Origin of the sequence: Pseudomonas sp. W17 (assembly GCF_040268305.1) — a bacterium.
Classification (GTDB): domain Bacteria; phylum Pseudomonadota; class Gammaproteobacteria; order Pseudomonadales; family Pseudomonadaceae; genus Aquipseudomonas; species Aquipseudomonas protegens.
In genome coordinates, this window is sequence record NZ_CP158490.1 from 6,347,157 (window position 1) to 6,372,134 (window position 24,978).

Below are 24,978 nucleotides of genomic sequence, written 5' to 3' on the forward strand. Positions count from 1 at the left end.
TTGCTGCGCTCTCTGCTTGCCCTGTCGCTGCTGTTCAGCTCGCCGCTGTGGGCGGCGGGGGCTCCGAAGGACCTGACCTGGTCGGAAATGATCCCGCCGGACGCGCCGCCGGAAGTGCCGAACATGAAGCCGCTGCACGACCTGTCGCAGATGAGCGATGCGCTGTCCGCCGAATCGGCCCCCGCTGCCAAGCAGGACCTGCCCAATGCCCCGGTGGTGAAGAGCCTCGACGGCCAATCGGTGCGCCTGCCCGGCTACATCGTGCCCCTGGAAGTGAGCGAGGAAGGACGTACCACAGACTTCCTGCTGGTGCCCTACTTCGGCGCCTGCATCCACGTACCGCCACCGCCGTCGAACCAGATCGTCCACGTCACCAGCGAAGTCGGGGTGAAACTCGATGAGCTGTACCAGCCGTACTGGATCGAAGGCGACATGCAGGTCAAGCCCTCCACCAGCGAGCTGGCGGATGCCGGCTACCAGATGGCGGCGCAGAAGATCTACGTCTACGAGTTGCCGGAGTAAAAGAGTGCGGGTGGGCGACGCCCGGGGAACGTCAAAAGAGTGCGGGGCAAAAGAATAGTTCACCCCGCCAACCGGGGTTTGCCATTTCATTGAGCTGAGTCAAGGCGGTCAACTTGACGATCCTTACCATTGGACATAGCCAATCTGAATCGTCCTTTGGAGCTCCCATGCACAAGTCTCTGCTTAGCGCCTCCCTGATCGCGCTCGCACTCGCCGCCCCGATTGCCAACGCCCACGAAGCTGGCGATATCCTGATCCGCGCCGGTGCCATTACCGTCAATCCAAAAGCCAACAGCTCCGACGTCAAGGTCGACAGCGGCCCCTTGGCCGGCGCCAACCTGGGCGGCAAGGCGACCATGAGCAGCGACACTCAGTTGGGTCTGAACTTCGCCTACATGGTGACCAATAACGTCGGTATCGAACTGCTGGCCGCCACCCCGTTCGAACACGACGTGAAGATCAAAGACACCTCCCTGGCCGCAGCCAACGGCAAGCTCGGTACCCTCAAACACCTGCCGCCAACCCTGAGCGTTGTGTACTACCCGCTGGATAGCAAATCGGCGTTCCAACCCTACGTCGGCGCCGGTATCAACTACACCTGGATCTACGACGAGCACGTCGGCAGCCGCGCCCAAGCCGCCGGTTTCGACAACTTCCGCGCCAAGAACTCCTGGGGCCTGGCCTGGCAGGTCGGTGCCGACTACATGCTGACCGACAAGATCATGGTCAACGCCCAGGTGCGCTACATCGATATCGATACCCGTGCCTACGTGGACAACAACGCCCTGGCCGCCGGCACCCGCGCCAAGGTCAATGTCGACGTTGATCCATGGGTCTACATGGTGGGCCTGGGTTACAAGTTCTAAACCCGCCAGCAATAAAAAAGGCGCCTGCAAGGCGCCTTTTTCATGTGCGTGTTTTCCCTCAGCGCCCCATCAGGCGGGCGAGGCCGACGCTCATCGGGGTCGGCTCGGGGAACTTGAAGCGCTGCAGCAGGCGCTGGTTGCCAGCCCGTGAATGGCGGATATCGCCCGCCCGAGCCGGGCCGTAGCTGATGGGTGGCAAGGCACCCACCACCTCGGCCAGGGCCGCAAGCATCTGCTTAAGGGTCGTGGCCTGATTCAAGCCAACGTTGACCGCCCCCACTTCCAGCTGCGGCGCCTCGATGGCCTGCACCAGCACCTGAACCAGATCGCCGACGTAGACGAAATCCCGGGTCTGCTCGCCATCGCCGAACACGGTGATCGGCAAGCCTTGCTGGGCCCGTTCGCTGAAGATGCTGATCACCCCGGAATAGGGCGAAGAGGGATCCTGGCGCGGGCCGAAGATGTTGAAGAAGCGAAAGATCGCCGGTTCCAGGCCATGCTGGCGCCGATAGAAATCAAAATAATGCTCGCTGGCCAGCTTGTCGGACGCATAAGGGGTCAACGGCGCCTTGGCCGTGTCCTCGTCGATGGACTCGCCTTCGCCGTTGTTGCCATAAACCGCCGCGCTAGAGGCGAACAACACCCGCTTGACGCCGCACTGGCGCATGGCCTCACAGACATTCAGGGTACCGATGAAATTGCTCTGGTGAGTCTGTACCGGGTCGTCCACCGAGGCCTGCACCGAAGCCACCGCTGCCAGATGCGCCACAGCGCAGCAGCCTTGCATGGCCTGGCTGACCAGCGACGCATCGGCCACATTGCCCTCGATCAGCTCGACCCGCGGATCAGCCAGCGGCAGGTTGCTCGGTTTGCCGGTGGACAAGTCGTCCAGCACCCGAACCGCGTAGCCCTTGGCGAGCAGGGCATCGGCCAGGTGCGAGCCAATGAAACCGGCACCGCCGGTAATCAATACGAGGCCTTCAGCCATGACGATAAAACCTATCCAGTAAAGCCGGGAGCGCGGCACGCCAGGCGCGCGGCTTGATCCCGAAGGTATGAAGGATTTTCTTGCAGGCCAGTACTGCGTGCTGCGGTTCCTCGGCGGCATCGGCGCTGGCGGCGTGGGCCTGGGCGGTCGGCGCCTCGATGGCCAGCGGGTGCAATTGCCGGGCTTCGGTCAGCACCGCCTGCCCCAAGGCCAGGGGCGTGGTGGCTTCCTGGCCGGCGTAGTGGTAAGTGCCCCAAAGCGGCGCGGCGCAATCGAGCTGCTTGAGCACCGAGATGATCACCCGCGCGGCATCGTCCACCGGGGTCGGATTACCCCGCCGGTCGTCGGCCATCAACAGTTCGTCCGGGGATTCGGCCCGGGCCAGGAAACGCCCGAGAATACCGTCCGGGCTGTCGTCCAGCAGCCAGCCGAAACGCAGCAGCACGTGCTGCGGGCAGGTGGCGCGAACGCTTTGCTCGATCCGCCACAGAGCCTGGCCGCGCAGGCCCAGGGGCACCGGCTCGTCCTTTTCGCTGTAGGCAGTCGCCCGGGAGCCGTCGAACACCCGGTAGCTTGAAGGTTGCAGGAGGATGATGTTGTGATGCTGGCAAAGCTCTGCCAGGCGCTCGACCGCCCGTTCCTGGCCGCTCAAGCGCGCCTCGCTCACGCTCTCCGCCTGAAACCAGTCGAAGTAGTAAGCCAGGTTGATCAAGGCATCCGGGCGGGTGTCGTCGAGCAGTTGCGTAAGGCTCGCGGCATCCCAGCCGTCTTGCGGCGGACGGGGGGCGAGGAAACCGATGTCTTCCTCCGCACCCAGGCGAATCAGCGCCTGCCCAAGGGCATTTCCGCCGCCCAGTAACATAAGGCGCATTCGCATAGAGTCAGCAGGCCCAGTCTGTTCAGAACGATGGTTGGAGTCGGCCAGTCTCGTGGGGCTGGCCGTCGATAATTGCCGGAATCGTTGCATTTTGCGGGTTTGTGGCGCAAGCGTCACTCAGAAAGTGTCGAAGCCCCCATGGAATCAACGGTGCTTGCAAGTTGCCGGGTGCGGCCGCATAAATCCATCCATGAACCTTGCCCAATCCGTGAATCCGGTGCTGGACGGCTTCCACCCCGCTGTCAGCGCCTGGTTCAAGCATACCTTTGCCGCGGTGACCCCGGCCCAGGCCCGCGCCTGGCCGCTGATCGCCCAGCGCCGCTCGACCCTGATCGCCGCGCCCACCGGCTCCGGCAAGACCCTGACCGCCTTTCTCGCGGTGATCGATGACCTGGTGCGCCAGGGGCTGGCCGGCGGTGGCCAGCTGCCAGACGCCACCCTGGTGGTGTATGTGTCGCCACTCAAGGCCTTGAGCAATGACATTCAGATCAACCTGCAGCAGCCACTGGCGGGCATCACCGAGCAATTGCGCCGCATGGGCCTGCCGGAACTGTCCATCAGCACCGCGGTGCGCACCGGCGATACCCCGCAGAAAGACCGCAACGCCATGCGCAAGAGCGCGCCGCAGATCCTCGTCACCACCCCGGAATCCCTCTACGTGCTGCTGGGCTCGGATTCCGGCCGCAGGATGCTGGCCAGCACCCGCAGCGTGATCGTCGACGAAATCCACGCCCTGGCCGGCAGCAAGCGCGGCAGCCACCTGGCCCTGAGCCTGGAACGCTTGCAGGCCTTGTGCGCCGAACCCTTGCTGCGCATCGGCCTGTCCGCCACGCAGAAGCCCATCGAAGCCGTGTCGCGCTTTCTGGTGGGCCACGGCCGCCCTTGCGAAATCGTCGATATCGGCCACGCCCGGCCCCGGGACCTGGACATCGAAGTGCCGCCGGTGCCGCTGTCGGCGGTCATGGCCAATGACGTCTGGGAGCTGGTGTACGAGCGCCTCGCCAACCTGGCCAGGGAACACCGCACCACGCTGATATTCGTCAACACCCGGCGCCTGGCCGAGCGCCTGGCCCGCCACCTCAGCGAGCGCCTGGGCAAGCAGGCGGTGACCGCGCACCACGGCAGCCTGGCCAAGGAGCAGCGCCTGGAAGCCGAGCAGCGACTCAAGGCCGGCGACCTGCAAGTGCTGATCGCTACCGCTTCCCTGGAGCTGGGGATCGATATCGGTGATGTCGACCTGGTGTGCCAGATCGGCTCGCCGCGCTCGATCTCGGCCTTTCTGCAGCGGGTCGGCCGCTCCGGTCACCAGGTGGGCGGCACGCCCAAGGGCCGGTTGTTCGCCCTGACCCGCGACGACCTGATCGAATGCGCCGCCCTGCTCGACTGCGTGCGCCGGGGCGAACTGGACACTCTACTGATTCCCCATGCCCCCCTGGATGTGCTGGCCCAGCAGATCGTCGCTGAAGTCAGCTGCCAGGAGTGGTCGGAAGCCGCGCTGCTGGACATGCTGCGCCAGGCCGCGCCCTACGCCGACCTGGATCAGGCCCACTACCAGGCGCTGTTGCAGATGCTCGCCGAGGGCTTCAATGGGCGCCAGGGCCTGCGCAGCGCCTACCTGCACCGCGACGCCCTGGCCCGCGCCCTGCGCGGGCGCCGAGGCGCCCAACTGACCGCACTGACCAGCGGCGGGACCATCCCCGACAACGCCGACTACAGCGTACTGCTGGAGCCCCAGGGGCTGAACATTGGCAGCGTCAACGAAGACTTCGCCGTGGAAAGCATTGCCGGCGACGTGTTCCAGCTGGGCAACACCTCCTACCGCATCCTGCGGGTGGAAACCGGCAAGGTGCGGGTCGAGGATGCCCAGGGCCAGCCGCCGAACATTCCCTTCTGGCTCGGCGAAGCCCCCGGGCGCAGCGCCGAACTCTCCAGTGCCGTGGCGCGCCTGCTGGCCCAACTCGACGAGTTGCTCGGCGCCACGCCCGGCCAGTTGCAAGCGGCCATCCACTGGTTGCACCACGAACTGGGCCTGAACCTGGCCAGCGCCGAGCAACTGGTGGATTACCTGGCACCGGCGCGCCTGGCCCTGGGCGCGCTACCGTCCCAGGACACGCTGATCATGGAGCGCTTCTTCGACGAGTCCGGCGGCACCCAACTGGTGATCCACAGCCCCTTTGGCAGCCGCATCAACCGCGCCTGGGGCCTGGCCCTGCGCAAGCGCTTCTGCCGCACCTTCAATTTCGAATTGCAGGCCGCCGCCAGCGAGGACGCGATCGTCCTTTCCCTGTCCACCAGCCACAGCTTCGCCCTGGACGAGGTCTGGCGTTACCTGCACAGCAACAGCGCCGAACACATCCTGGTCCAGGCGCTGCTGGACGCACCGCTGTTCGGCGTGCGCTGGCGCTGGAACGCCGGGGTGGCGCTGGCCCTGCCGCGCTACAGCGGCGGGCGCAAAGTGCCGCCGCAAATCCAGCGGATGAAAAGCGAAGACCTGATCGCCAGCGTGTTCCCCGACCAGATCGCCTGCCTGGAAAACCTGGCGGGCGAGCGCGAGATTCCCGACCATCCGCTGGTGGAGCAGACCCTCGACGACTGCCTGCACGAAGCCATGGACAGCGAAGGCTGGTTGAACCTGCTGCGGCGCATGGAACAGGGCCAGGTGCGCCTGCTCAGCCGCGAACTACCGGCGCCCTCGCCCCTGGCGGCGGAAATCCTCAGCGCCAAGCCCTACACCTTTCTCGATGACGCCCCCCTGGAGGAACGCCGTACCCAGGCAGTGCTGGCCCGGCGCTGGAGCGACCCGCAAGCCACCGACGACCTGGGCGCCCTGGATGCCGAAGCGATTGCCGCGGTAGCCGCCGAAGCCTGGCCAGCCCCGGCCAGTGCCGATGAAATGCACGAAGCGCTGATGAGCCTGGCCTGTATCAGCGAAGCCGAGGCGCAGGCCAACCTCCACTGGCCCGAGTGGCTGCAAGCCCTTTCCAGCCAGGGCCGCGCCTGCCGCTTGCAGGCCGGCCCGGGCGGCGGCTTGTGGCTGGCCCTGGAACGCATCTGCTGTCTGCGGGCGCTGTACCCTCAGGCCGCCTTGCAACCCGCGCTGCAACCGGTCCCCGGTTTCGACCAGGCCTGGGAGACACAGCCGGCCCTGGTGGAGCTGATTCGCGCCCGCCTCAGCGGCTTCGCTCCCCTGACCCTGGCGCAGATCGCCGCGCCCCTGGGCCTGCCCGCTTCCAGCATCCACCAGGCGCTGATCCAGCTGGAGAGCGAAGGTTATGTGCTGCGGGGGCGCTTCAGCCCTGGCGGCGATGAAGAACAATGGTGCGAACGTCACCTGCTGGCGCGGATCCACCGCTACACGGTGAAGCGCCTGCGCCGGGAAATCGAACCGGTGGCCTTGCAGGATTTCATGCGCTTTCTGTTCGACTGGCAGCACCTGTCGCCGGGTACCCAGGGCCAGGGCAGCGCCATGCTGGCCGAGGTGGTCGCGCAGTTCGAAGGCTACCCCGCAGCGGCCTCGGCCTGGGACAGCGACCTGCTGCCGGCGCGCCTGAAGGATTACTCCGCCAGTTGGCTGGATGACCTGTGCCGCAGCGGCAAGGTGGTCTGGAGCCGGATCAACAGCAGCGGCAAGATCGCCGGCAGCGCCCTGCGCAGCACCCCCATCGTGTTGCTGCCCCGGGCCCGCGTGGCGCTCTGGAACGCCCTGACTTGCCCCATCGACAGCAGTGACCTGTCACCCAAGGCCCAGAAGGTTCACGCCGTACTGAGCCAGCTGGGCGCACTGTTTTTCGATGAACTGCTGCAAGAAGCCCACCTGCTGCGCAGCGAACTGGAAACCGTGCTGCAGGAACTGGTGGGCGCCGGATGGGTGAATGCCGACAGCTTCGCCGGGCTGCGGGCCCTGATCACCCCGGCCAGCAAGCGCCAGAACCGCAGCAGCCGACGGGGTCGCGGCGCCTTCGTCGGAGGAATGGACGACGCGGGGCGCTGGGCTTTGTTGCGCCGCGCCGCCAGCGAGGATAGCGCCGCCACCCTGGAGCACGTGGCCATGACCCTGCTACGCCGCTATGGCGTGGTGTTCTGGCGCCTGCTGGAGCGCGAGGCCGACTGGCTGCCCAACTGGCGCGATTTGCTGCGTACCTTCCATCGCCTGGAAGCCCGCGGAGAAATTCGCGGCGGGCGCTTCGTCAGCGGCCTGGCCGGCGAGCAGTTCGCCCTGCCGGAAGCCATCCCGCTACTGCGCGAAGTGCGCCGCCGGCCCCATGACGGCAGCCTGATCGCGGTGTGCGGCGTCGACCCGCTGAACCTTGCCGGGACCCTGCTGCCCGGGCCCAAGGTCCCGGCCCTGAGCGGCAACCGCCTGGTGTTCCGCGACGGCCTGCCGGCGGCCGCCGACATCGGCGGCACCCAGCACCTGTGGCTGGAGCTGGAACCCCAGGCCGCTCAGGCCCTGCGCAACAAGCTCATCCGGCACTGACCTCCCCCCGAAGGAGCCGGCTGCCGGCGAAAGGGCCCGTGAGTCCTGCGCCACATCCAGCGGCCTCTTCGCTGGCAAGCCAGCTCCTACCCAGGCAGCAGGCACCCTTCCAGACAATCCACGCCCACCCTCGTAGGAGCCGGCTTGCCGGCGAAAGGGCCCGTGAGCCCTGCGCCACATCCAGCGGCCCTTACGCTGGCCGTCGTTGCGCAATCATTGCGGGCGGGGGGATTCGGGGAGCAGCAGCGCCGAGTCGTCCTGCTCCGGTTCGTCTTCATGCACCCGCCGCGCCGGCAACACCACCGACTGTGGATAAGTCTGGGCGAAATGCACCCAGGGGCAGTTATCCACAAGCTTTTTCAGACGCTGGTTGAAGGCCCGGCTCACCGCGTACTGGCCGCCGGACACCGTGCGGAACTGGGCCGTCAGCACCACGCCGTTGAGGTCCATCTTGTCCACCCCGAACACGTCCAGGCCGCCTTGCAGGTTGTAGCGCAGGAAGCTGTCCTCGCTGATGGAACGCCCGGCTTCGCGGATCAGTTCGATGGCCTTGTCGACGTCGGAGTCGTAGGTGAACTGCACCGAGAAGAAGGCATAGGCGAACTGCCGCGACTGGTTGGTGACCGCCTTGATCTGGCCGAACGGCACCGAATGCACGAAACCCTTGCCGTCGCGCAGGCGCAGGGTGCGGATGGTCAGGCCCTCGACGGTGCCGGCATGGCCGGAGTCGAGCACCACCCAGTCACCAATGGACAGGGTGTCTTCGATGATGATGAACAGGCCAGTGATCACGTCCTGCACCAGTTGCTGGGAACCGAAGCCGATGGCCAGGCCCACCACCCCGGCACCGGCCAGCAGCGGCGCGACGTTGATCCCCAGGTTGGCCATGGTGGTGATCGCGCAGATCACCACCAGGATGATTTTGATCGCATTGCGCAGCAGCGGCAGGATGGTCTTGACCCGGGTACTGGGCTGGCGCGCCGAACGCTTGTTGGCCGGTGGCTTGAGGGCCTCCTGGATCGCCGTGTCGAGCACCACCCACAGCAGCCAGGTCACCAGGAAGATCAGGCCGATGCTGCTTAGGGAGTCGCTGATGGCCCGGCCCACGGTATTGCGCTGGGCGAACTCGAACAGCGAGATCCCCCAGATGCGCCCGAGGATCTCGATGAAGGCGATGGCCATGACGATCCGTAGCAGGGCGTGCAACAGGCTCAGGAAACGCTCCTTGTAGGCGCTGCTGCGCTGAATCGTCTGGGCGCTACCGGACTTGAACAGGTGCTGCAGCACGGTGCTGAGAAACACCGTGGCGATCAGCAGCACGGTGGTCAGCAAGGCGCAGCGCAGGGCCTGCTGGCTGTCCTCGCCGGCACCGATCAGGCTCACCGCCGAGACCAGCACCATCAGCAGGATCGGCCAGTACCAGAGCCCGGAAAAGATCCGCAGCGACTCCTGCAACGCCGGCTGTTTCAGACGCTGGGCCAGGGAGCGGTTGCGGATCAGGTGCGCCACCGGCCGGCGCAGGCGGATCACCAGCACCGCGAAGATCAGCGAGGCCAGCAGGCCGGTGAACACCGCCACGCTGCTGGTGATATTACCCCCCAACTGGCGGGCGATCTGCGGGCTGGTCAGGGCATCGCTGAGGGCCGCAAGGAAACCGATCAGAAACAGCGGTTTCGGGCAGTAGCCACGGATGATCCGCACCGCGGGCCGCTTGTGCCCGACGTTGAACATCACGATCAGGCACAACAGCACCGAGGTCGAGACGATGCCGCTGCTGGTGGCATAGGCCAGGCACAGGGCCAGCGCCCGCCCCACCGAACCGTTCAGGGAATGGCTGACGTAAAGCGTCAGCGGCAGGCAGACCAAGGCCGGCAAGGTGTAAGGCAGCATGTATTCCAACAGGCCCTGGCCTCGGGGCCGGGCCTGCAGCCAGGGCCGCTGGCTCAGCCGCCGTACCAGCAGCCCGGCCAGCACCGTGAGCAGGGCGAAGCTGCCCAGCCAGGTGCCGGACAAGGTGAGGAAATCCCCGGCCACGCTCCAGCCCGAACGGTCCGAGGGTTGGTTCACCAGGCGCCCCACTTCGTCCGCCGCGCGGTCGGCCCGCAGGCGCCAGGCGTCGATCAGGTTTTCATTGAGGTCGAGCTTGTCCTGGACATCGTCGATGCTCGAACTGATGGCGCCCAGCAGGCCCCCTTCCACCAGCAGTTCCGGCTTGGCCGGGGCCGCCGCCGGAGCTGTTGCGGCAGTGGCGGCGCAGAGCTCGCTGCTGCCCAGAACGAGCAGCATCCCGAGCAAGATCGCGGTCTTGAAATTCAACACAACGCAGGGCTCCTTCAGCAGGGTCTGTAAGGAACTGATCAGCAAACGCCTGGCAAGTTCGCTTCAGTTGCCCCCGGGGCCGGCGCGCCGGTGAACGACGGGCTCCGGGATCCTTGACCCACAGGCAAATATCTTGTGCCGATAGGGCTATTTTTCCGCACGAGTCAAACCCGGACACTGCGCGCCAATCCCACTTTCACCGGAGTTGCAGTGATGCCCATTGCCCTGCTCGCGCTGACCCTCAGCGCATTCGCCATCGGCACGACCGAGTTCGTTATCGTTGGCCTGCTACCCACCATAGGTACCGACCTCGGGGTCAGCCTGCCGTCCGCCGGGCTGCTGGTCAGCCTCTACGCTCTGGGCGTGGCGATTGGCGCCCCGGTGCTCACCGCCCTCAGCGGCAAGGTGCCGCGCAAGCTGTTGCTGCTGTCGCTAATGGTGCTGTTCACCGTTGGCAACCTGCTGGCCTGGAAGGCACCCGGGTATGAATCCCTGGTGCTGGCACGGATTGTCACGGGCCTGGCCCACGGGGTGTTCTTCTCCATCGGCTCGACCATCGCCACCAGCCTGGTGCCCAAGGAAAAAGCCGCCAGCGCGATCGCCATCATGTTCACCGGGCTCACCGTGGCCCTGGTCACCGGCGTACCCCTGGGCACCTTTATCGGCCAGCATCTGGGCTGGCGCGAAACCTTCCTCGCAGTGTCCGCCCTGGGGGTGATCGCCTTTATCGGCAGCCTGCTGTTCGTGCCGAAGAACATTACCCACCGCCCGCCGGCGTCGCTGCTGCAACAACCCGCAGCCGGGTTACGGTACCCGGCTTGCAGCCGTTGAGGTGGCACCGAAGCGATTGCGATATTCACTGGGCGCCAGCCCGGTGATTTTCCGGAACAGGCTGCGAAAGGTGGCAGGGTCCTGATAACCCACGGTCCAGGCGATGTGATCAATGCTGCCGTTGGTGAACTCCAGCAGTTCCCGGGCCTTGCCCACCCGCAGGTGTTGACAGTACTGGGTCGGCTTGAGGCCGGTGGCCGCCCGGAAGCGCCGCAGCAAGGTGCGCGGCTCAAGCCCCGCCTGTTGCGCCATCACCGGCAGCGAAACATCCACCGCGCCATTGGCCTGCAACCAGTGCTGGAGCTTGAGAATCGCCCCGTCGCCGTGGCTGAGGATCGGCGCGAAATTGCTCCCGCACTCGCTCGCGCTGGCACTGTGTTCCATCACCAGAAAGCGCGCCGTGGCACTGGCGATGCTCGGCCCCAGCAAGCGGTTCACCAGGCGCAGACCAAGCTCGGCCCAGGCCATCAGCCCGGCGCTGGTGATCAGGTCGCCGTCATCGACAATGGGTTTGTCCGCTTCCAGGCGCACCTGTGGGTAACGCTCGGCGAAGGCCTGGGCCGAGGTCCAGTGAGTGGTGGCGCTGCGGCCATCGAGCAGGCCGCTTTCGGCCAGCAGGATCGAGCCCACACAGACCCCGCCCAGGGTGGCTCCGGCGGCGTGTTGCTGGCGTAGCCAGTCCATCAGGGCGGCAGATGACTGATGGCTTGAGAAGCCCGCCAGCGAAGGCGGAATCAATACCGCCAGCAAGGCCCCGGGGGCTTCGGCCAGGCTGTCGTGGACCCGCACCGGAGGCAGTTCGCCGCTGGCCTGCCAGTGGCTGACGCGCAACCGCGGCAACTGCGCCTGCGGCTGTTCGCCGGCAATCCGGTTGGCCACCTCGAACAAGTCGCTCAGGCCATGTACCGCCGCCATCTGCACACCGGGATAGAGCAGTACCCCCAATTCGGCGTGCGTGCCTTGAATACCCACTGTCAGTTTTCCCCCGGTTAATGTCGGTGCGGCCAATCCTCGAAGGAACGACCGGTGGCGATACTGGCTCCCACGTCAATCACTCACTCGCAGGTATTACCCATGGCCAGACAGGCACTCATCGTAATCGATATCCAGAATGACTACTTCGCCGACGGCAAGTGGCCCCTGATCGACGTCGACGCTGCAGCGGACAACGCCGCCCGGCTGATCCAGGCATTTCGCCAGAACGCTGAACCTGTGGTGCACATCCGCCACGAATTCACCTCCGACGACGCTCCCTTCTTCACTCCCGGTTCCCCAGGTGCGCAGTTGCATCCCAAGGTACAGAACCACGCCGATGAGCCGGTGGTGCTCAAGCATTTCGTCAACGCGTTCCGCGACACCGAGCTGCAATCGCTGCTCACGCGGCAGGGCATCGAGGAACTGGTGATCGTCGGCAACATGAGCCACATGTGTGTGGAAGGCACTGCCCGGGCCGCTGCCGACCTGGGCTACCCGGTCAAGGTGATCCATGACGCCTGTGCCACTCTCGACCTGGAGTTCGCTGGCCAGCGCGTGCCCGCCGCCCAGGTACAAAGTGCGGTGATGGCGGCACTGGCGTTCGCCTATGCCAGCGTGCTGTCCACCGAGCAGTTTCTGGCGGCCGGGCAGGCCCCCGCGGCTTGATTACCCGCAAGCGGTGAGCCGTGGCTCACCGCAACTTCATGGCACCAGGCATTTCCCGGATTAAGTTCGCCGCTGTTTACCAAGAGGTTAATAGCGGTAAATGCCGATAGTTGCAGGACTTACAAGTTAACCACAATGCGAACGAATGATTCCCATTAACAAAAAAACACTCCCCGGCAACCCGCTCGAACAGCTCTATGGAACAACTAAATAACTCCCAATTAATAAGCAAGCCATTAAATAGCTGACTAATAGTAATCAAGGGTTAATCCGTTATTTCAAAACCTGATTTGAAACATTTGTAGAAAACCATCAAGAGCTGCCCTCGCACATTACTTAGTGCGCTTTCATGAAACGATTTTTTCTATATATCCAATTTTCATAATCTTTATAGCAAAGTAAAAAACAGCCCCACCGTCTGTACCACCCCCAGCATTCATTGAGCAAGAACAGGCTCCACCAGACTTCTTGCAAGACGTTCACTGGAGCCGTCCCGGACTAAACACGCACTTTCCCCTGAAGCCATAAAAATGCCTTGCAGGCCACTTCATTCAACTTACTTGCAAAACCCTCGGCCTTGACTAAGTTGATAGCTACTCGCCACTGAAGTGTTCTTCAGCCGCCAGAAGATCAATAAAAACCGTCGAGGAATTCAATAACCAGACGCCCTCCTGCCCTACCCAGCTGACACTGACACGGAATCCAGTCATATCAATCAAGAGGGACGCTTGATGAAGCGCAGCTCGTTGTCTCGTGCCTTTTCACTCAAGGGTGCGGCCGAAAATTACTGGCTCTCGTTATTACTATTCTCGATCCTGGTTATCGCCAGTTTCCTGTTGTTTGAACAGCAGATCCAACAGCTGCTGAGTCACCTGGGTACCTTCCTTCCCACCGATCCCGTACAGCGCCTTAGCCTGGCCCTGTTGCTGGTAACCCTGTTGGCCCTGGACGTGCTGCTGCCCGTGCCCTCCAGCCTGGTGGCACTGCTGGCCGTGGCGGCCCTGGGCGCCATTGGCGGCTACCTGGTGATCTTCATCGGCCTGTGCCTGGGGGCCAGCCTTGGCTACTGGCTGGGGGCCGGCTACTTCCGCCTGCTGTCCAATTGGCTGGGGCTCAGGACCTGGCAACCCGGGCAACTGGCCTATCGCCTCAGCACCCTGTCGCTGGTGTGCCTGCGTGGCGTGCCGGTGCTGGCAGAAACCTCGGTGCTGGCCGCCGGCATGCAACGTTATCCGCTGCGCCAGTTTCTCCTGGTCACCACCCTGGCCAACGCCGGGCTGGCCCTGGCCTATGCCGCCATCGGCAGCCTGCTGGTGGAACAGAACGCCCTGCTGGCAACCATTCTCGCCAGCATGGTGCTGCCCGGGCTGTTCCTCGGCACCCGCAGCCTGTTCAAGAGCCGCCTGGCCCAGCCCCGGTACGATCAGGCGCAGTCTCTGGAGGGCCGCTTCCAGGTGAGCTACCACTACCCGGTGCTGTTCACCGATCACATCTTCCAGGCCGACAATCCCTGCCTGCACCAGCAACTGACCCGGCAGAACCCGGGGCGCACCACGGTGCTGGTGTTTGTCGATGAACAACTGCTGCTGTGCTCACCCCAGTTGCCGCTGCAGATCGACCACTACTTCAGCGCCCACGCCGCCGACCTGCATCTGCAGGCCGCACCGATCGCGGTGCCGGCCGGCGAATTGAGCAAGACCCCGGACGTGCTCCAGCAGCTGTACGCGCAGATGCTGGAACACGGCCTGGATCGCCACTGCTATGTGCTGGCCCTGGGCGGCGGCGCAGTGCTGGACGCAGTGGGCTATGCCTGCGCCACCTTCCACCGGGGCATGCGTCTGATCCGCATCCCGTCCACCGTGCTGGCGCAGAACGATGCCGGCATCGGGGTGAAGAATGGCATCAACGCCTTCGCCCAGAAAAACCTGCTGGGGGCCTTCTACCCGGCCACAGCGGTGATCAACGACTTCCAGCTGCTGCTCAGCCTTTCCCACCGGGACCAGATTGCCGGCCTGGCCGAAGCGGTCAAGGTCGCGGTGATCAAGGATGCCGCGTTCTTCCAGTGGATGGAGCAGCAGGCCGAAGCCCTGGCCGGTTTCGAGCACAACGCCAGTCGCTATGCCATTCGCCGCTGCGCCGAACTGCACCTGGGCCATATCACCGGTGCCGGCGATCCGTTCGAACGGGGCAATGGCCGCCCCCTGGACTACGGGCACTGGGCCGCCCACAAGCTGGAGAACCTCAGCCAGCATCGCTTGCGCCACGGTGAAGCGGTGGCCGTGGGCATGGCCCTGGATGCGCTGTATGCCAACGCCAGCGGCCTGCTGTCCGACGCCGACTGCCAGCGCCTGTTGCGACTGCTGGACAGGCTCGGCTTCAACCTCTGCCCGCCGGAACTGAGCCTGCGGGACAGCCAGGGGCGTTCGCCGATCCTGGTGGGCCTGGAAGAGTTCCGCCAGCACCTGGGGGGCCAGCTGTCGATCCCGATGCTCAACCGCCTGGGCCAGTCGGTGGATGTGCACCAGATCGACATGCCGCTGATGGAACAGGCCCTGCTGCGCCTGGCGGGTTTCGCCGGGCCGGATTTCGCCTGGGGCCCGGGGTGCGCGCAATGATCCAGTCGTCGCTGACCACCTGGCTGACCCTGGGCCGGGTCTCCAACCTGCCAACGGTATGGACCAATGCCCTGGCCGCCGCGCTGCTGGCCAGCAGCGCTACCACCCTGGCGCCGCCCTCGCCGCTGGTCTGGACCCTGCTGCTGGTGGCGCTCTCGGCGCTGTACCTGGCGGGCATGCTGCTCAACGACCTGATGGACGCCGACTGGGACCAGCAGCACCACAACCCGCGGCCGATCGTTCTCGGCCTGGTCAGCCGCGCCCAGGTCCGCCTGGCCACTGCCGCGCTGCTGCTGCTGGCGGCGCTGGCGGTCCTCGGCCTGAGCCGGATGATTGCCCAGCCCCACTGGCTGCTGGCCAGCGCCGGATTGCTGCTGCTGTTTATCCTTGGCTACAACCTTCTGCACAAGAAATATCCCCACAGCGTCTGGCTGATGGGCGGCTGCCGCTCGGCGCTGTACCTGACCGCCGCCGCCAGCCTGGCCATGCCGCCCCAGCCATTGTGGCTGTGCGCCGCGCTGCTGGGCACCTACATCGCCGGCTTGACCTACCTGGCCCGCCTGGAGCATCGCAACCAGTTGCTCAGCCGCCTGCCGCTGCTGCTCATGCTCAGCCCTCTGCTCCTGGCCGCCTATGCCGGCAACAGCGTGTTCTGGCTGGTCCTGCTGCTGTGGCTGGGCTGGTTGGGCTGGCACTACCAGCGCCACCTGGCCAACCCGCAACAACGGCAGATCCGTGCCTTCATCGGTGCCGGGCTGGCCGCCCTGCCGCTGTTCGACGCCCTGGTGCTGGCGGTGGCCAACCAGCCCTTGGGCAGCCTGCTGTGTGTGCTGGTGTTCTTTCTGCTTCCCCACCTTCAACGCTGGATCAAGCCGACATGAACATGGACCCCATCGCCCCTGCGCCGCTGGCGCTCGTCATTCGCCATGGTGCCTTCGCCGAGCGCCAGCAACTGCTGGAACGGCATCTGGACGACGCCAGCCGAAGCTGGTGGCAGCAAGCCCGGGAACAACTGGCCCGGCAGCCCTCGGCCAACACCCTGATGCTGCTCAGCAGTCAGTGTCGGCGCCGCTTGGCCAGCGCACTGCTGGCCCCCAGCCCGGACTGCAACCGCATTCAACTGGCCCGGGCGCTGCTACTGGCCCAGTTGCTGGAGCAGCAGGCCGGCGCCGGGCAACTGGCCCTGTTGCGCCAGCTGTTTCTCTGGGGCGACGACCAGGAAAAGGCTGCCCTGCTCAAGGCCCTGGATGACCTCGACAGCCAGGGGGCCAGCCTCGACCTGGCGCTCCAGGCCGGGCGTACCAACAACCGCGAGGTGTTCGCCGCCATCGCCCTGGACAACCCCTTTGCCGCGCGCCATTACCCGGAACGGGCCTTCCACCAGCTGGTGCTCAAGACCCTGGGCATGGGCCTGGACAGCCGCCATATCCACGGCCTGGCAGAACGGCGCAGCGTCGACCTCAACCAGTTGGCCCTGGACCTGATGGAAGAACAGCTGGCCGCCGAACGCGAGGTCGCCGACGGCCTGCCCCAGGCCATTGCCTTCGAGCTGTTGAGCCAAGCCCAGCTGCAGCGCCTGCGAGGCCTGTACCAGCAGGGACGATTGCCTGCGCACTGGCGCGACCACTTCCCGGCGGGCGGTTGACCCCCGCCAGCTGAGCCCACGTTTTTTCCCGCACTCAAGCAAGGAGCCACCATGGCGAAGTACTTCGACCCGCACATTCATATGGTCAGCCGCACCACCGACGACTACCAGAACATGGCCGCCGCCGGCATCACCGGGGTTATCGAGCCTGCATTCTGGCAAGGCCAGGCGCGCACCAGCGTCGGCAGCTTCATCGACTACTTCGACACCCTGCTGGGCTGGGAGCGCTTTCGCGCCAGCATGTTCGGCATCCACCATTTCTGCACCATCGGCCTCAACCCCAAGGAAGCCAACGACCTGTCGGTGGCTAACGAAGTGCTGGAGATCCTGCCGCGCTACCTGGTCAAGGACGGCGTGGTAGCGGTAGGGGAAATCGGCTACGACGACATCACCCCGGAAGAAGATCGCTTTCTCGCCGCACAACTGGAACTGGCCAGACAGTTCAACCTGCCGGTGCTGGTGCACACCCCGCACCGCGACAAGATCGGCGGCACCAAGCGCACCCTGGCGGTGATCCGCGAGGTGGGCATCGCCGAAAACCTGGTGATCATCGACCACCTCAACGAACTGACCCTGCCCCTGGTGCTGGACAGCGACTGCTGGCGCGGGCACTCGATCTACCCCAACACCAAGATGTCGGAACAGCGCATGGTGGCCCTGCTGCAGGAATACGGCAGCGAAAAAATGGTGGTCAACAGCGCCGCCGACTGGGGCATCAGCGACCCGCTCAAAGTGCCCAAGACCGGCCAGGCCATGCTCGCCGCCGGCTTCAGCGAAGCCCAGGTGGAGCAGGTGCTGTTCCACAACCCAGTGGATTTCTTCGCCCAGAGCGGGCAGTTGGACAAGCAACTGGTGAGCACCCCGCTGCCGATCGACCAGCGCCGCCAGTGGCAGGACAACTCGGCCCTGAGGGGCCAGGAACCGGTGGTCAAATGAGTGCCCGGGCCGGCTGGAACGCCGCGCAGATCGGCTATTGCAGCAACGTGCACCCGGCCCGTGACGTGGCCGGCCTGCGGGCGTCGATCCAGGAACATTTCCAGGGTGTGCGGCGTCAGCGTGGGCTGGCGGTGCAGGACAGCGGCCTGTGGATCAGCGCCCAGGCCGCCGCCGAACTTCAGGTGCCCGAGGTGCGCGAGGCCTTCATCGAACTGCTGCACGATTGTGGCCTGCGCCTGACCTCGCTCAACGGTTTTCCCTATGGCCAGTTCCATGAAGGCGCGGTGAAGGCCGAGGTCTACCGGCCCACCTGGGCCGAACCCCAGCGCCTGGAATACAGCCTGCAACTGGCGCATCTGCTGGCCGCCGCTCTGCCCCTGGATTGCCAGCAGGGGGTGATTTCCAGCGTGCCCTTCGGTTATGCCGCCACCTGGGACGAAGCCCAGCAGCAACAGGCCGAAACCCACCTGCGGCAACTGACCGCCGAGCTGGCCAGCCTGCATCGCAGCAGCGGCAGGAAGATCCTGGTGTGCCTGGAGATGGAGCCGGATTGCGTGCTGGAAAACACCGATCAGGCCCTGGCCTTTTTCAAGCACTGGCAGGTCACCGATCCCCATCATGGCTACCTGGCGCTGTGCTTCGACGTCTGCCATCAGGCGGTGGTTTTCGAAGACTGCTACCAATCCCTGCAACGGCTGCTGGATGCGCGGGTTCCGGTGGGCAAGATCCAGCTGTCCAACGCCCTGATCTGCCAGTTGCCGTTTGCCGATCGCCCACGCCGCCAGCAGGTATTGCAGGCCCTGGGCAACTTCGCCGAAGCCACCTACCTGCATCAGGTCAAGGCCCGGGATATGGCCGGGCAGCTACTGGCCTGGGCCGACCTGCCCGGGGCCCTGGATGCCGCCGAACCGGCCCAGGGGCAATGCCCCGAGTTGCGCATTCACTTTCATGTGCCGCTGTTCAGCGAACAGTTTCTACTGGCCGAGCTCAGCGGCAGCCAGCAGGCCTTGCTGCGCACCTTCGACTTTCTCGCCGCGCACCCGAACTTCCAGCCGGTGCTGGAGGTGGAAACCTACAGCTGGAACGTGCTGCCTGGTGCGCTGCGCCCGGACAGCGCGCAGGCCTTGCTGCAAGGCATCGCCGCCGAGCTGCAATGGGTCGAGGGCCAATTGCGCCAGCGGCATCTGCTGCGTGCCCACTCGTCTGCCCTGGAGGCTCCGGCCCATGCCTTCTGAACGCCCGCGCCAGCCCTTGCTGCTGATCAATGTGGTGGGCCTGACACCCAGCCTGCTGGGGCCGGCCACGCCGCGGATCAACAACCTGCTGCAACGGGCGCGGATGGCCCGGCTACGTCCGGTGTTCCCCGCCGTGACCTCCACCGTGCAGGCCTCGATCCTCACCGGGCTGCCGCCTTCGGAACACGGCATCGTCGGCAACGGCTGGTATTTCCGCGATCAGGCCGAGGTGCGTTTCTGGCTGCAGCCCAACGCGCTGATCCAGGGTGAAAAGGTCTGGCAGGCGCTGCAACGGGAGATCCCCGGCCTGCGCTGCAGCCAGCTGTTCTGGTGGTTCAACATGTACGCCCAGGTGGAGGCAGCCATCACCCCGCGCCCCCACTACCCGGCCGACGGGCGCAAGATGTTCGGCCTCTATTCGTCGCCTCCGGGGCTGCACGAACGCATCGAACAGCAGATCGGCGAGTTCCCCTTTCCGAGCTTCTGGGGCCCGGCCGCGGGGATTGCCTCCAGCCGCTGGATCGTCGACTGCGCCATCGCCGAGTTCCAGATCAGCCGCCCCGACCTGCAACTGATCTACCTGCCGCACCTGGACTACAGCCTGCAACGCCTGGGGCCGGAGCATCCGTCCATCAGCGACGAAGTGCGGGCCATCGACCATGAAGTCGGGCGCCTGCTGGATTTTGCCCAGCAGCAAGGCGCGGCCGTGATGCTGGTCTCCGAATACGGCATCGAGGCGGTGCAGCAGTCCATCTCGATCAACCGCGTGCTGCGCGAGCAAGGTCTGCTGCAGGTACGTCGCTCACTGAGCTGGGAGCTGCTGGACCCCGGCGCCAGCGCGGCCTTCGCCGTGGTCGACCACCAGATCGCCCACGTCTATGTGCGCCAGCCCGAGGACATTGCCCGGGTCAAGGCCCTGCTGCTGCGCCAGCCCGGTATCGAGCAGGTGCTGGACAGGAGCGAGCAGCGGGCCTGCCAGCTCGATCACCCACGCAGCGGCGAGCTGGTGGCGGTGGCCGCCCCGGGCTTCTGGTTCGATTACTACTACTGGTTCGACGACCGCCTGGCCCCGGATTTCGCCCGCACTGTGGATATCCACCGCAAGCCGGGCTACGACCCACTGGAGCTGTTCATCGACCCGGCGATCCGCTTTCCCAAGCTGCGGGTCGCTCGCCGGCTGCTGCAGAAGAAGCTCGGCTTTCGCTACTACATGGACCTGATTCCCCTGGACACCTCACTGATTCGCGGCAGCCACGGACGCTTGCCCAGCAGTGCCGAGGCAGGGCCCCTGCTCATCACCGATTGCGATTTACCCCTGCCGGCGCACCTGCCGGCCACCGCGGTAAAGCACCTGCTCCTAGAGCATTTCCTAGGGCGCCCCTATGACGATACGGCTCAGGCCAAGGAGATTCCATGCGGCGAACCATCCCTATAGTCGTGCTCGGTGTGTTGAGCGGCCTCGCTCACGCACAGACCACGCCCGCCTTCAATTGCAGCAACTTCCTGACGTTCAATGGTGACCAGGCCGGCACCCTGAGCACCTTCAAGCAGAGCCCGGAAACCATGGCATGGAACTGGTTTGTGTGCCTCAACCAGCCGGCCGGCTCCGGTAGCCCGGAGCGGCTCTGGGAGACGTTCAAACCATCCGATGAGGTCTACCTGAGCAAGGGGCAGGCTCCCCAGCCCTACAGCACCCAGGCCAACCTGCCGAGCCAGGTGCAGACCCAGGCGCAGAAGATCCCGGGCATGAACACCAGCGGGCTGTTCCTCAACCTGGGCAACGACACCGACGGCAGCACCGACAACGGCACCCAGCAGGTCGATGGCCTGGCCCTGGAAATGGGCAACCAGGTGCCGGAAGCGCAACGGGGCCAGTCGGTGCGTTTTCACATGTTGATGGGCCAGGACACCTTCAACTACATCGTCCAGCAGAAGATCTACAACCGGAACGGCATTGCCGCCCTGACCAGCAGCCTGAACTTTCCCGCCACGGCCTGGGAGCTGAAGACCTCCTGGTTGTGGATCGGCAGCGATAGCACCTTCCAGGCGCAACTGGCAAAGGATGGCTACTTCATCGCCCAGGCCTACTACGTCGACAAGCAGGGCCAATACCACACCGGCTACGCCGGCCTCAGCGGCATGCACGTCATCAACAAGCTGACCCACGACTGGGTCTGGACCACCTTCGAGAACCGCAACAACAGCAAGTACACCGTGACCAACGGCACGCCGCCCAAGCCCATGACCAACATCACCGGGCCCACTGCCGCGGCCCAGCCGGTGAATGCCACCTTCCAGCAGCAGAACCCCACGCTGGCCCAGTACGAGTTGATCGGCGTGCAGTACGACCAGGCCCAGGCCGAGCCCAAGCTGCTGGCCAATTCCCAGCTGGAATCGGCCTTCCAGAGCCACTCATCGTGCCTGGCCTGCCACAACACCGCGGCCTACTCGAGCAACAACACCTATTTCAACTTTGCCCTGAAAGAGGATGGCGGGATCGTCTACCCCACCACCGTCCTACCGGACTCCGACTTCGTCGGCTACCAGAAACTGGACTACGTCTGGTCGCTCAAACGCGCCCAGTGGCAGCGCTAAGGAGCAGCTCATGAGCGTCTTGAACTTTCCCCGGATCTACTTCAATGGCCACATGTTCTGGAACCCGCCGACGGCCAACAACAACGACGTTTTCCCGCTATATGATGCGGTGAAGATGCGCATGAACTGGCCGTTCCTGTCCTACTACGGGATCAACGACCAGAACGCCCCGCAACAGCTGATGCCCTGGACCATCGCCCCGCTGGCCTACGAGAACGTGCCGGACTACGTGCTGCAAGTGCCCACCAATGGCGCGAAAAGTGGTTACCCGATGATTCCCGCCGAATGGGACCTGTTCGGCGACAACGCCTGCGGCTTGGTCAACTACGAGCAGACCCGCTCGGTGATCGTCGGTGGCGAGTTCCAGGCCAACACCTACATCGACAACGATCCGCTGGTGAACAAGTGTTACCAGTTGCAGGGCAACCCGTTCGGCAGCGCCGCGCCTACAGCGGCGCGCTTCGTCGATATCAGCCCCTGGCAGAACACCTTCACCGCCCTGTACTTCGACAAACTGGTGCTTGGGGACGCCACCTGCGGCCTGACCTTGAAGCGCCAGTACCGCATGCTCGACCGCTTCCTCAACTTCAACTGGGGGGCCTTTGGCGGCTTGAGCTACGTGACTACCACCTGGCAGACCTGCTTCGCGAAAGACCACCTGCAGTGGATCGTCGGCGACTCGCAACTGCTCAAGACCCTGCAACAGGAGATGATCAACCAGAACGCCAAGGGCCTGATGTTCCGGTTCACCACCTACCTGACCTTCTACGACAAGAACGGCATCTTCAACGACTTCCCGGTGGTGGACAGCCACTCCAAGACGCCCGAAGCCATGGCCGCGCTGCAGGCGATGTACCAGAAGGGCCTGGATAACGTCTCCGACATCTTCTTCAACCCGGCCTACAGCCGCACCGTCGGCACTCTGGGCCTGTGGTTCGACAATGAATACCCCACCGCTCCGGCTGGCCGGCGCCTGGAACCCAAGGCTCCGGTACCGGTGTGCAAGGGGGCTCCCAAAGACACCGAGCCTACAGCCATGACCCTGGGGGTGATCAGCGCCCAGGTGCACGACAACACCCTGTCCCTGGACCTGGGCAATACCTTTCCGTTCTTTCCCGCCGGAGACAGCGCCGCACTGCCGCTCACCAACACTGACCTGAGCCAGGGAATTCCGGTGCCCGGGAAATACCTGGCCGGTGATTACGACATCGGGGTAAGGCCCACTGGCGGCGCTTTCCACAAAGTTGCCAGTTTTGGCTTCGAGCAGTATCGCCAGACCGCCTTCGACAAACGCGCTGGCCTGCTGGACCTGCCCATCAGCCCCGCCGACCAGGCCGCGTTGCAACAGGGCGCCCTAGAGCTGCAGTTGCAGGGCAGCCAGGAACTGGTCGCCGCCGCCCAGAAGATGTGGACCGCCGAAATCCTCGACAGCGGCTGCTTCATCGATGTGGGCGACACCCGGGTCCTGAGCATCATGGTGCAGTACGACGGCCTGCCCGCGCCGGCGGGCACCGCGCTGTGGGTGGCGGAGTACAACAACGCCTACATGCTGACCACCAGCGACTACTACCTGGCCTTCAGTAACGCGGCCAACTTCACCCTGTTCAACAACTACCCGAATGATCCCGGGAGCAACACGTCGAACCGACCGCAGTTCGTCGGCGCCCAGACCGCTGAAAGCCTGTTGCATGTGGGCAGCGGCCGCCGGCTCAGCGCGGTGCTGAAGGTCGACGACAGCGAGCCACCCGAGCCCATGCTCTACCAGAGCTTCCTGACCAAGCCCTCGGCTGTGGCCCTGAGCCCCTGCCTGCAGTTCATCAATGGGCAGGCACGCAGCGGCACCCTGGCAGACCCACTGAACGCCACCGTGCAGTACAGCCTGGCGCAGATCCTGACCGACGCCAATGGCATCGCCCAGGTATCGGTCAAGGCCGTGGCGGCCGGCTTCCCGACCTTGCGTTTCTTCATCCAGGACGGCCAGCAGCAACCGCCGGTGCCCTTCAGCTTCAACTACACCGAGGCCTACACCGACTTCCTTGCGCCGCTGCGGGTCCTGCCCCAGGAGCCGGAGATGCTCAAGGACTTTATCGACTGCTGGAACCGGGTGTGCACCCAGGACGACGCCAGCGTGCGGATCTGGAAGGAGTTCATCTTCCCCAGGATCCTCCAGCCCTTTTATTACCTGTACCCGATCATGAACAAGTTCATGCCGCTCAACTCCCTGCAACGCATCGAGGGCGCGATCAACCAGTTCATCGTGCTGATCAGCAAGGACTACCAGGAGGAAAGCACCCTGGCCATGCCGATCACCCGTGACCTGCCGCAGAGCCGGCGCAGGGTGCTGGAGATCTGGGCCCAGGACCTGGTGAGCAAGGGCTACCCACCGATCCCGCTGAAACCCAGCGACTACCCCCACGGCTGAGCCGCAAAGGCCAACCCATGGAATGCCGGGCGACCCCGTCGCCCGGCGCTTTCAAAGGAGTGTCAGATGAACGCCAGTCTCTTCAAGCAACTGCTGTTGGCCGCCAGCCTGCTGAGCGCCAGCCAAACGCTATGGGCCGAGACCTACCCCGACAACGTCTACTTCAACATGGGCGTGCACAACGACCGGGGGTGCGACGCCAAGACCAACAACTGCATCGCCAAGCGCAAACCCGGCGAGCCGGCCGATCCGCTCTACCCGGCAACCTGGGTCAGTGACTGGATCATGTACCGGGTCACCGCCAACTACGTGAAGAACCCACCGCCCTACAGCAGCCCGCCCAGCACCCTGAAACCGGCCGACTACACCGTGTCCCGGGGCACCAGCTACTACGACAACGACTATGTGCCGGCCGACAAGGACGGCACCGGGGCGATGATGGAGCACTACGAGAAGTACTGCCTGCCGATCTTCCCGATCAAGGACAACAACTACACCTGCTCCTTCGTTTCCCTGGGCAACAAGGCCTACTTCCTCACCTACCCCGAGGACCGGCCAAAGGACATGCCGGCCTGCTGCATGTTCTCGCCCATGAACCATCCGCCGCGCCGGGACTTCATCAAGCACCTGCCCTACAGCGCCGCCCGCAGCCAGCATCTGGATGGCAGCGTGCAGGCCTACGCGCTGGAGATCCCGGTCCAGCCGAGCCCGATTCTGTTCGGCTATGCGTTCTACAAGAAAGCCAGCAGCGACGGCCCGGGCCAGCCGGCCTATCAGCATCCGCAATCGTTCTATTTCTCCGGTGACGAGAGCGTCGCCAACGCGCCAATCGTCAGCCAGAACTACCTCAACTGGCGCACCGAGAAACCAAATCCGGCCAAGACCTGGGACCAGGTGGCGAAGATGTGCCCGGCCAACCCGCCGGACTGCCAGCTCTTCACGCCACCGCCATCGCTGAAGAATGGTGCGCGGCCGCAGTGGAACCAACTTTTGCCCCCCTCGCCATGAC

The 24,978-nt window shown here is 64.8% G+C and carries 17 protein-coding genes and 1 pseudogene; 14 read left to right on the forward strand and 4 right to left on the reverse strand.

The window, feature by feature from the left end:
* Together ABCR88_RS29215 and ABCR88_RS29220 are read left to right on the forward strand one after the other, a co-directional pair.
* The gene (locus tag ABCR88_RS29215) at positions 1-522 is read left to right on the forward strand and encodes a DUF3299 domain-containing protein (protein WP_026019988.1); all 522 of its coding nucleotides are present in this window, start codon (positions 1-3) and stop codon (positions 520-522) included.
* A 167-nt stretch (positions 523-689) separates the two neighbouring features.
* Positions 690-1,388, forward strand: a complete 699-nt coding sequence (locus ABCR88_RS29220) for an OmpW family outer membrane protein (RefSeq protein WP_041120027.1) — start codon at positions 690-692, stop codon at positions 1,386-1,388.
* A gap of 58 nt (positions 1,389-1,446) precedes the next feature.
* Here the strand turns inward: ABCR88_RS29220 and ABCR88_RS29225 are convergent, their stop codons facing one another.
* Positions 1,447-2,376 carry an NAD-dependent epimerase/dehydratase family protein gene (locus tag ABCR88_RS29225; RefSeq protein ID WP_350403762.1) on the reverse strand — a complete coding sequence of 310 codons (930 nt, stop codon included), beginning with the start codon at positions 2,374-2,376 and terminating at the stop codon, positions 1,447-1,449.
* Positions 2,369-3,253 carry a sugar nucleotide-binding protein gene (locus tag ABCR88_RS29230; protein ID WP_036995925.1) on the reverse strand — a complete coding sequence of 295 codons (885 nt, stop codon included), beginning with the start codon at positions 3,251-3,253 and terminating at the stop codon, positions 2,369-2,371. Before ABCR88_RS29230 ends, ABCR88_RS29225 begins: the two co-directional genes overlap by 8 nt.
* Positions 3,254-3,443: 190 nt before the next feature.
* Here ABCR88_RS29230 and ABCR88_RS29235 point away from each other — a divergent pair, with 190 nt between their 5' ends.
* Positions 3,444-7,730 carry a DEAD/DEAH box helicase gene (locus tag ABCR88_RS29235; protein WP_350023284.1) on the forward strand — a complete coding sequence of 1,429 codons (4,287 nt, stop codon included), beginning with the start codon at positions 3,444-3,446 and terminating at the stop codon, positions 7,728-7,730.
* A 213-nt stretch (positions 7,731-7,943) separates the two neighbouring features.
* Here ABCR88_RS29235 and ABCR88_RS29240 read toward each other — a convergent pair whose 3' ends face one another.
* On the reverse strand, positions 7,944-10,049 hold the full coding sequence (locus tag ABCR88_RS29240) for a mechanosensitive ion channel family protein (RefSeq protein ID WP_350403763.1): 2,106 nt from the start codon (positions 10,047-10,049) through the stop codon (positions 7,944-7,946).
* A 213-nt stretch (positions 10,050-10,262) separates the two neighbouring features.
* On the opposite strand from ABCR88_RS29240, the pseudogene ABCR88_RS29245 reads away from it, so the two are divergent.
* Positions 10,263-10,838 (forward strand): annotated as a pseudogene (locus ABCR88_RS29245) (MFS transporter); the annotation flags it as partial.
* A gap of 15 nt (positions 10,839-10,853) precedes the next feature.
* Here ABCR88_RS29245 and ABCR88_RS29250 read toward each other — a convergent pair.
* Complete coding sequence (locus tag ABCR88_RS29250; RefSeq protein ID WP_350403764.1) at positions 10,854-11,852, reverse strand: GlxA family transcriptional regulator; 999 nt, start codon at positions 11,850-11,852, stop codon at positions 10,854-10,856.
* A 102-nt stretch (positions 11,853-11,954) separates the two neighbouring features.
* On the opposite strand from ABCR88_RS29250, the gene ABCR88_RS29255 reads away from it, so the two are divergent.
* The 10 genes from ABCR88_RS29255 (at position 11,955) to ABCR88_RS29300 (ending at position 24,977) form a co-directional block, all read left to right on the forward strand.
* The gene (locus ABCR88_RS29255; protein WP_350403765.1) at positions 11,955-12,521 is read left to right on the forward strand and encodes a cysteine hydrolase family protein; all 567 of its coding nucleotides are present in this window, start codon (positions 11,955-11,957) and stop codon (positions 12,519-12,521) included.
* 731 nt (positions 12,522-13,252) lie between these two features.
* The gene (locus ABCR88_RS29260) at positions 13,253-15,136 is read left to right on the forward strand and encodes a 3-dehydroquinate synthase (protein WP_041120032.1); all 1,884 of its coding nucleotides are present in this window, start codon (positions 13,253-13,255) and stop codon (positions 15,134-15,136) included.
* The gene (locus ABCR88_RS29265; RefSeq protein ID WP_350403766.1) at positions 15,133-16,017 is read left to right on the forward strand and encodes a UbiA family prenyltransferase; all 885 of its coding nucleotides are present in this window, start codon (positions 15,133-15,135) and stop codon (positions 16,015-16,017) included. The genes ABCR88_RS29260 and ABCR88_RS29265 overlap by 4 nt, the downstream gene beginning before the upstream one ends.
* Entirely contained in the window at positions 16,014-16,781 is a 768-nt protein-coding gene (locus tag ABCR88_RS29270) for an EboA domain-containing protein (protein ID WP_350403767.1), read from the forward strand. Before ABCR88_RS29265 ends, ABCR88_RS29270 begins: the two co-directional genes overlap by 4 nt.
* A gap of 51 nt (positions 16,782-16,832) precedes the next feature.
* Positions 16,833-17,717, forward strand: a complete 885-nt coding sequence (locus ABCR88_RS29275; protein WP_011063758.1) for a TatD family hydrolase — start codon at positions 16,833-16,835, stop codon at positions 17,715-17,717.
* Positions 17,714-18,952, forward strand: coding sequence for a metabolite traffic protein EboE (eboE, locus tag ABCR88_RS29280; protein ID WP_350023288.1), 1,239 nt, complete (start codon positions 17,714-17,716; stop codon positions 18,950-18,952). The genes ABCR88_RS29275 and eboE overlap by 4 nt, the downstream gene beginning before the upstream one ends.
* Positions 18,942-20,387: a nucleotide pyrophosphatase/phosphodiesterase family protein gene (locus ABCR88_RS29285; RefSeq protein WP_015637220.1), complete on the forward strand. Its 1,446-nt coding sequence runs from the start codon at positions 18,942-18,944 to the stop codon at positions 20,385-20,387. Before eboE ends, ABCR88_RS29285 begins: the two co-directional genes overlap by 11 nt.
* A complete protein-coding gene (locus tag ABCR88_RS29290; protein WP_350403768.1) occupies positions 20,366-21,547 on the forward strand; it encodes a hypothetical protein in 1,182 nt (393 codons plus the stop codon). Before ABCR88_RS29285 ends, ABCR88_RS29290 begins: the two co-directional genes overlap by 22 nt.
* A gap of 10 nt (positions 21,548-21,557) precedes the next feature.
* Entirely contained in the window at positions 21,558-23,969 is a 2,412-nt protein-coding gene (locus tag ABCR88_RS29295) for a hypothetical protein (protein WP_350403769.1), read from the forward strand.
* Between the two features lie 66 nt (positions 23,970-24,035).
* Positions 24,036-24,977 carry a hypothetical protein gene (locus tag ABCR88_RS29300; protein WP_350023291.1) on the forward strand — a complete coding sequence of 314 codons (942 nt, stop codon included), beginning with the start codon at positions 24,036-24,038 and terminating at the stop codon, positions 24,975-24,977.
* Position 24,978 lies beyond the last annotated feature (1 nt).

Excerpts from the sequence above, each read along its gene's own strand:
- ABCR88_RS29220 (WP_041120027.1), top strand. The coding sequence starts at position 690 with ATGCACAAGTCTCTGCTTAGCGCCTCCCTGATCGCGCTCGCACTCGCC.
- ABCR88_RS29225 (WP_350403762.1), bottom strand. The coding sequence starts at position 2,376 with ATGGCTGAAGGCCTCGTATTGATTACCGGCGGTGCCGGTTTCATTGGC.
- ABCR88_RS29230 (WP_036995925.1), bottom strand. The coding sequence starts at position 3,253 with ATGCGAATGCGCCTTATGTTACTGGGCGGCGGAAATGCCCTTGGGCAG.
- ABCR88_RS29235 (WP_350023284.1), top strand. The coding sequence starts at position 3,444 with ATGAACCTTGCCCAATCCGTGAATCCGGTGCTGGACGGCTTCCACCCC.
- ABCR88_RS29255 (WP_350403765.1), top strand. The coding sequence starts at position 11,955 with ATGGCCAGACAGGCACTCATCGTAATCGATATCCAGAATGACTACTTC.
- ABCR88_RS29260 (WP_041120032.1), top strand. The coding sequence starts at position 13,253 with ATGAAGCGCAGCTCGTTGTCTCGTGCCTTTTCACTCAAGGGTGCGGCC.
- ABCR88_RS29265 (WP_350403766.1), top strand. The coding sequence starts at position 15,133 with ATGATCCAGTCGTCGCTGACCACCTGGCTGACCCTGGGCCGGGTCTCC.
- ABCR88_RS29270 (WP_350403767.1), top strand. The coding sequence starts at position 16,014 with ATGAACATGGACCCCATCGCCCCTGCGCCGCTGGCGCTCGTCATTCGC.
- ABCR88_RS29275 (WP_011063758.1), top strand. The coding sequence starts at position 16,833 with ATGGCGAAGTACTTCGACCCGCACATTCATATGGTCAGCCGCACCACC.
- eboE (WP_350023288.1), top strand. The coding sequence starts at position 17,714 with ATGAGTGCCCGGGCCGGCTGGAACGCCGCGCAGATCGGCTATTGCAGC.
- ABCR88_RS29285 (WP_015637220.1), top strand. The coding sequence starts at position 18,942 with ATGCCTTCTGAACGCCCGCGCCAGCCCTTGCTGCTGATCAATGTGGTG.
- ABCR88_RS29290 (WP_350403768.1), top strand. The coding sequence starts at position 20,366 with ATGCGGCGAACCATCCCTATAGTCGTGCTCGGTGTGTTGAGCGGCCTC.
- ABCR88_RS29295 (WP_350403769.1), top strand. The coding sequence starts at position 21,558 with ATGAGCGTCTTGAACTTTCCCCGGATCTACTTCAATGGCCACATGTTC.
- ABCR88_RS29300 (WP_350023291.1), top strand. The coding sequence starts at position 24,036 with ATGAACGCCAGTCTCTTCAAGCAACTGCTGTTGGCCGCCAGCCTGCTG.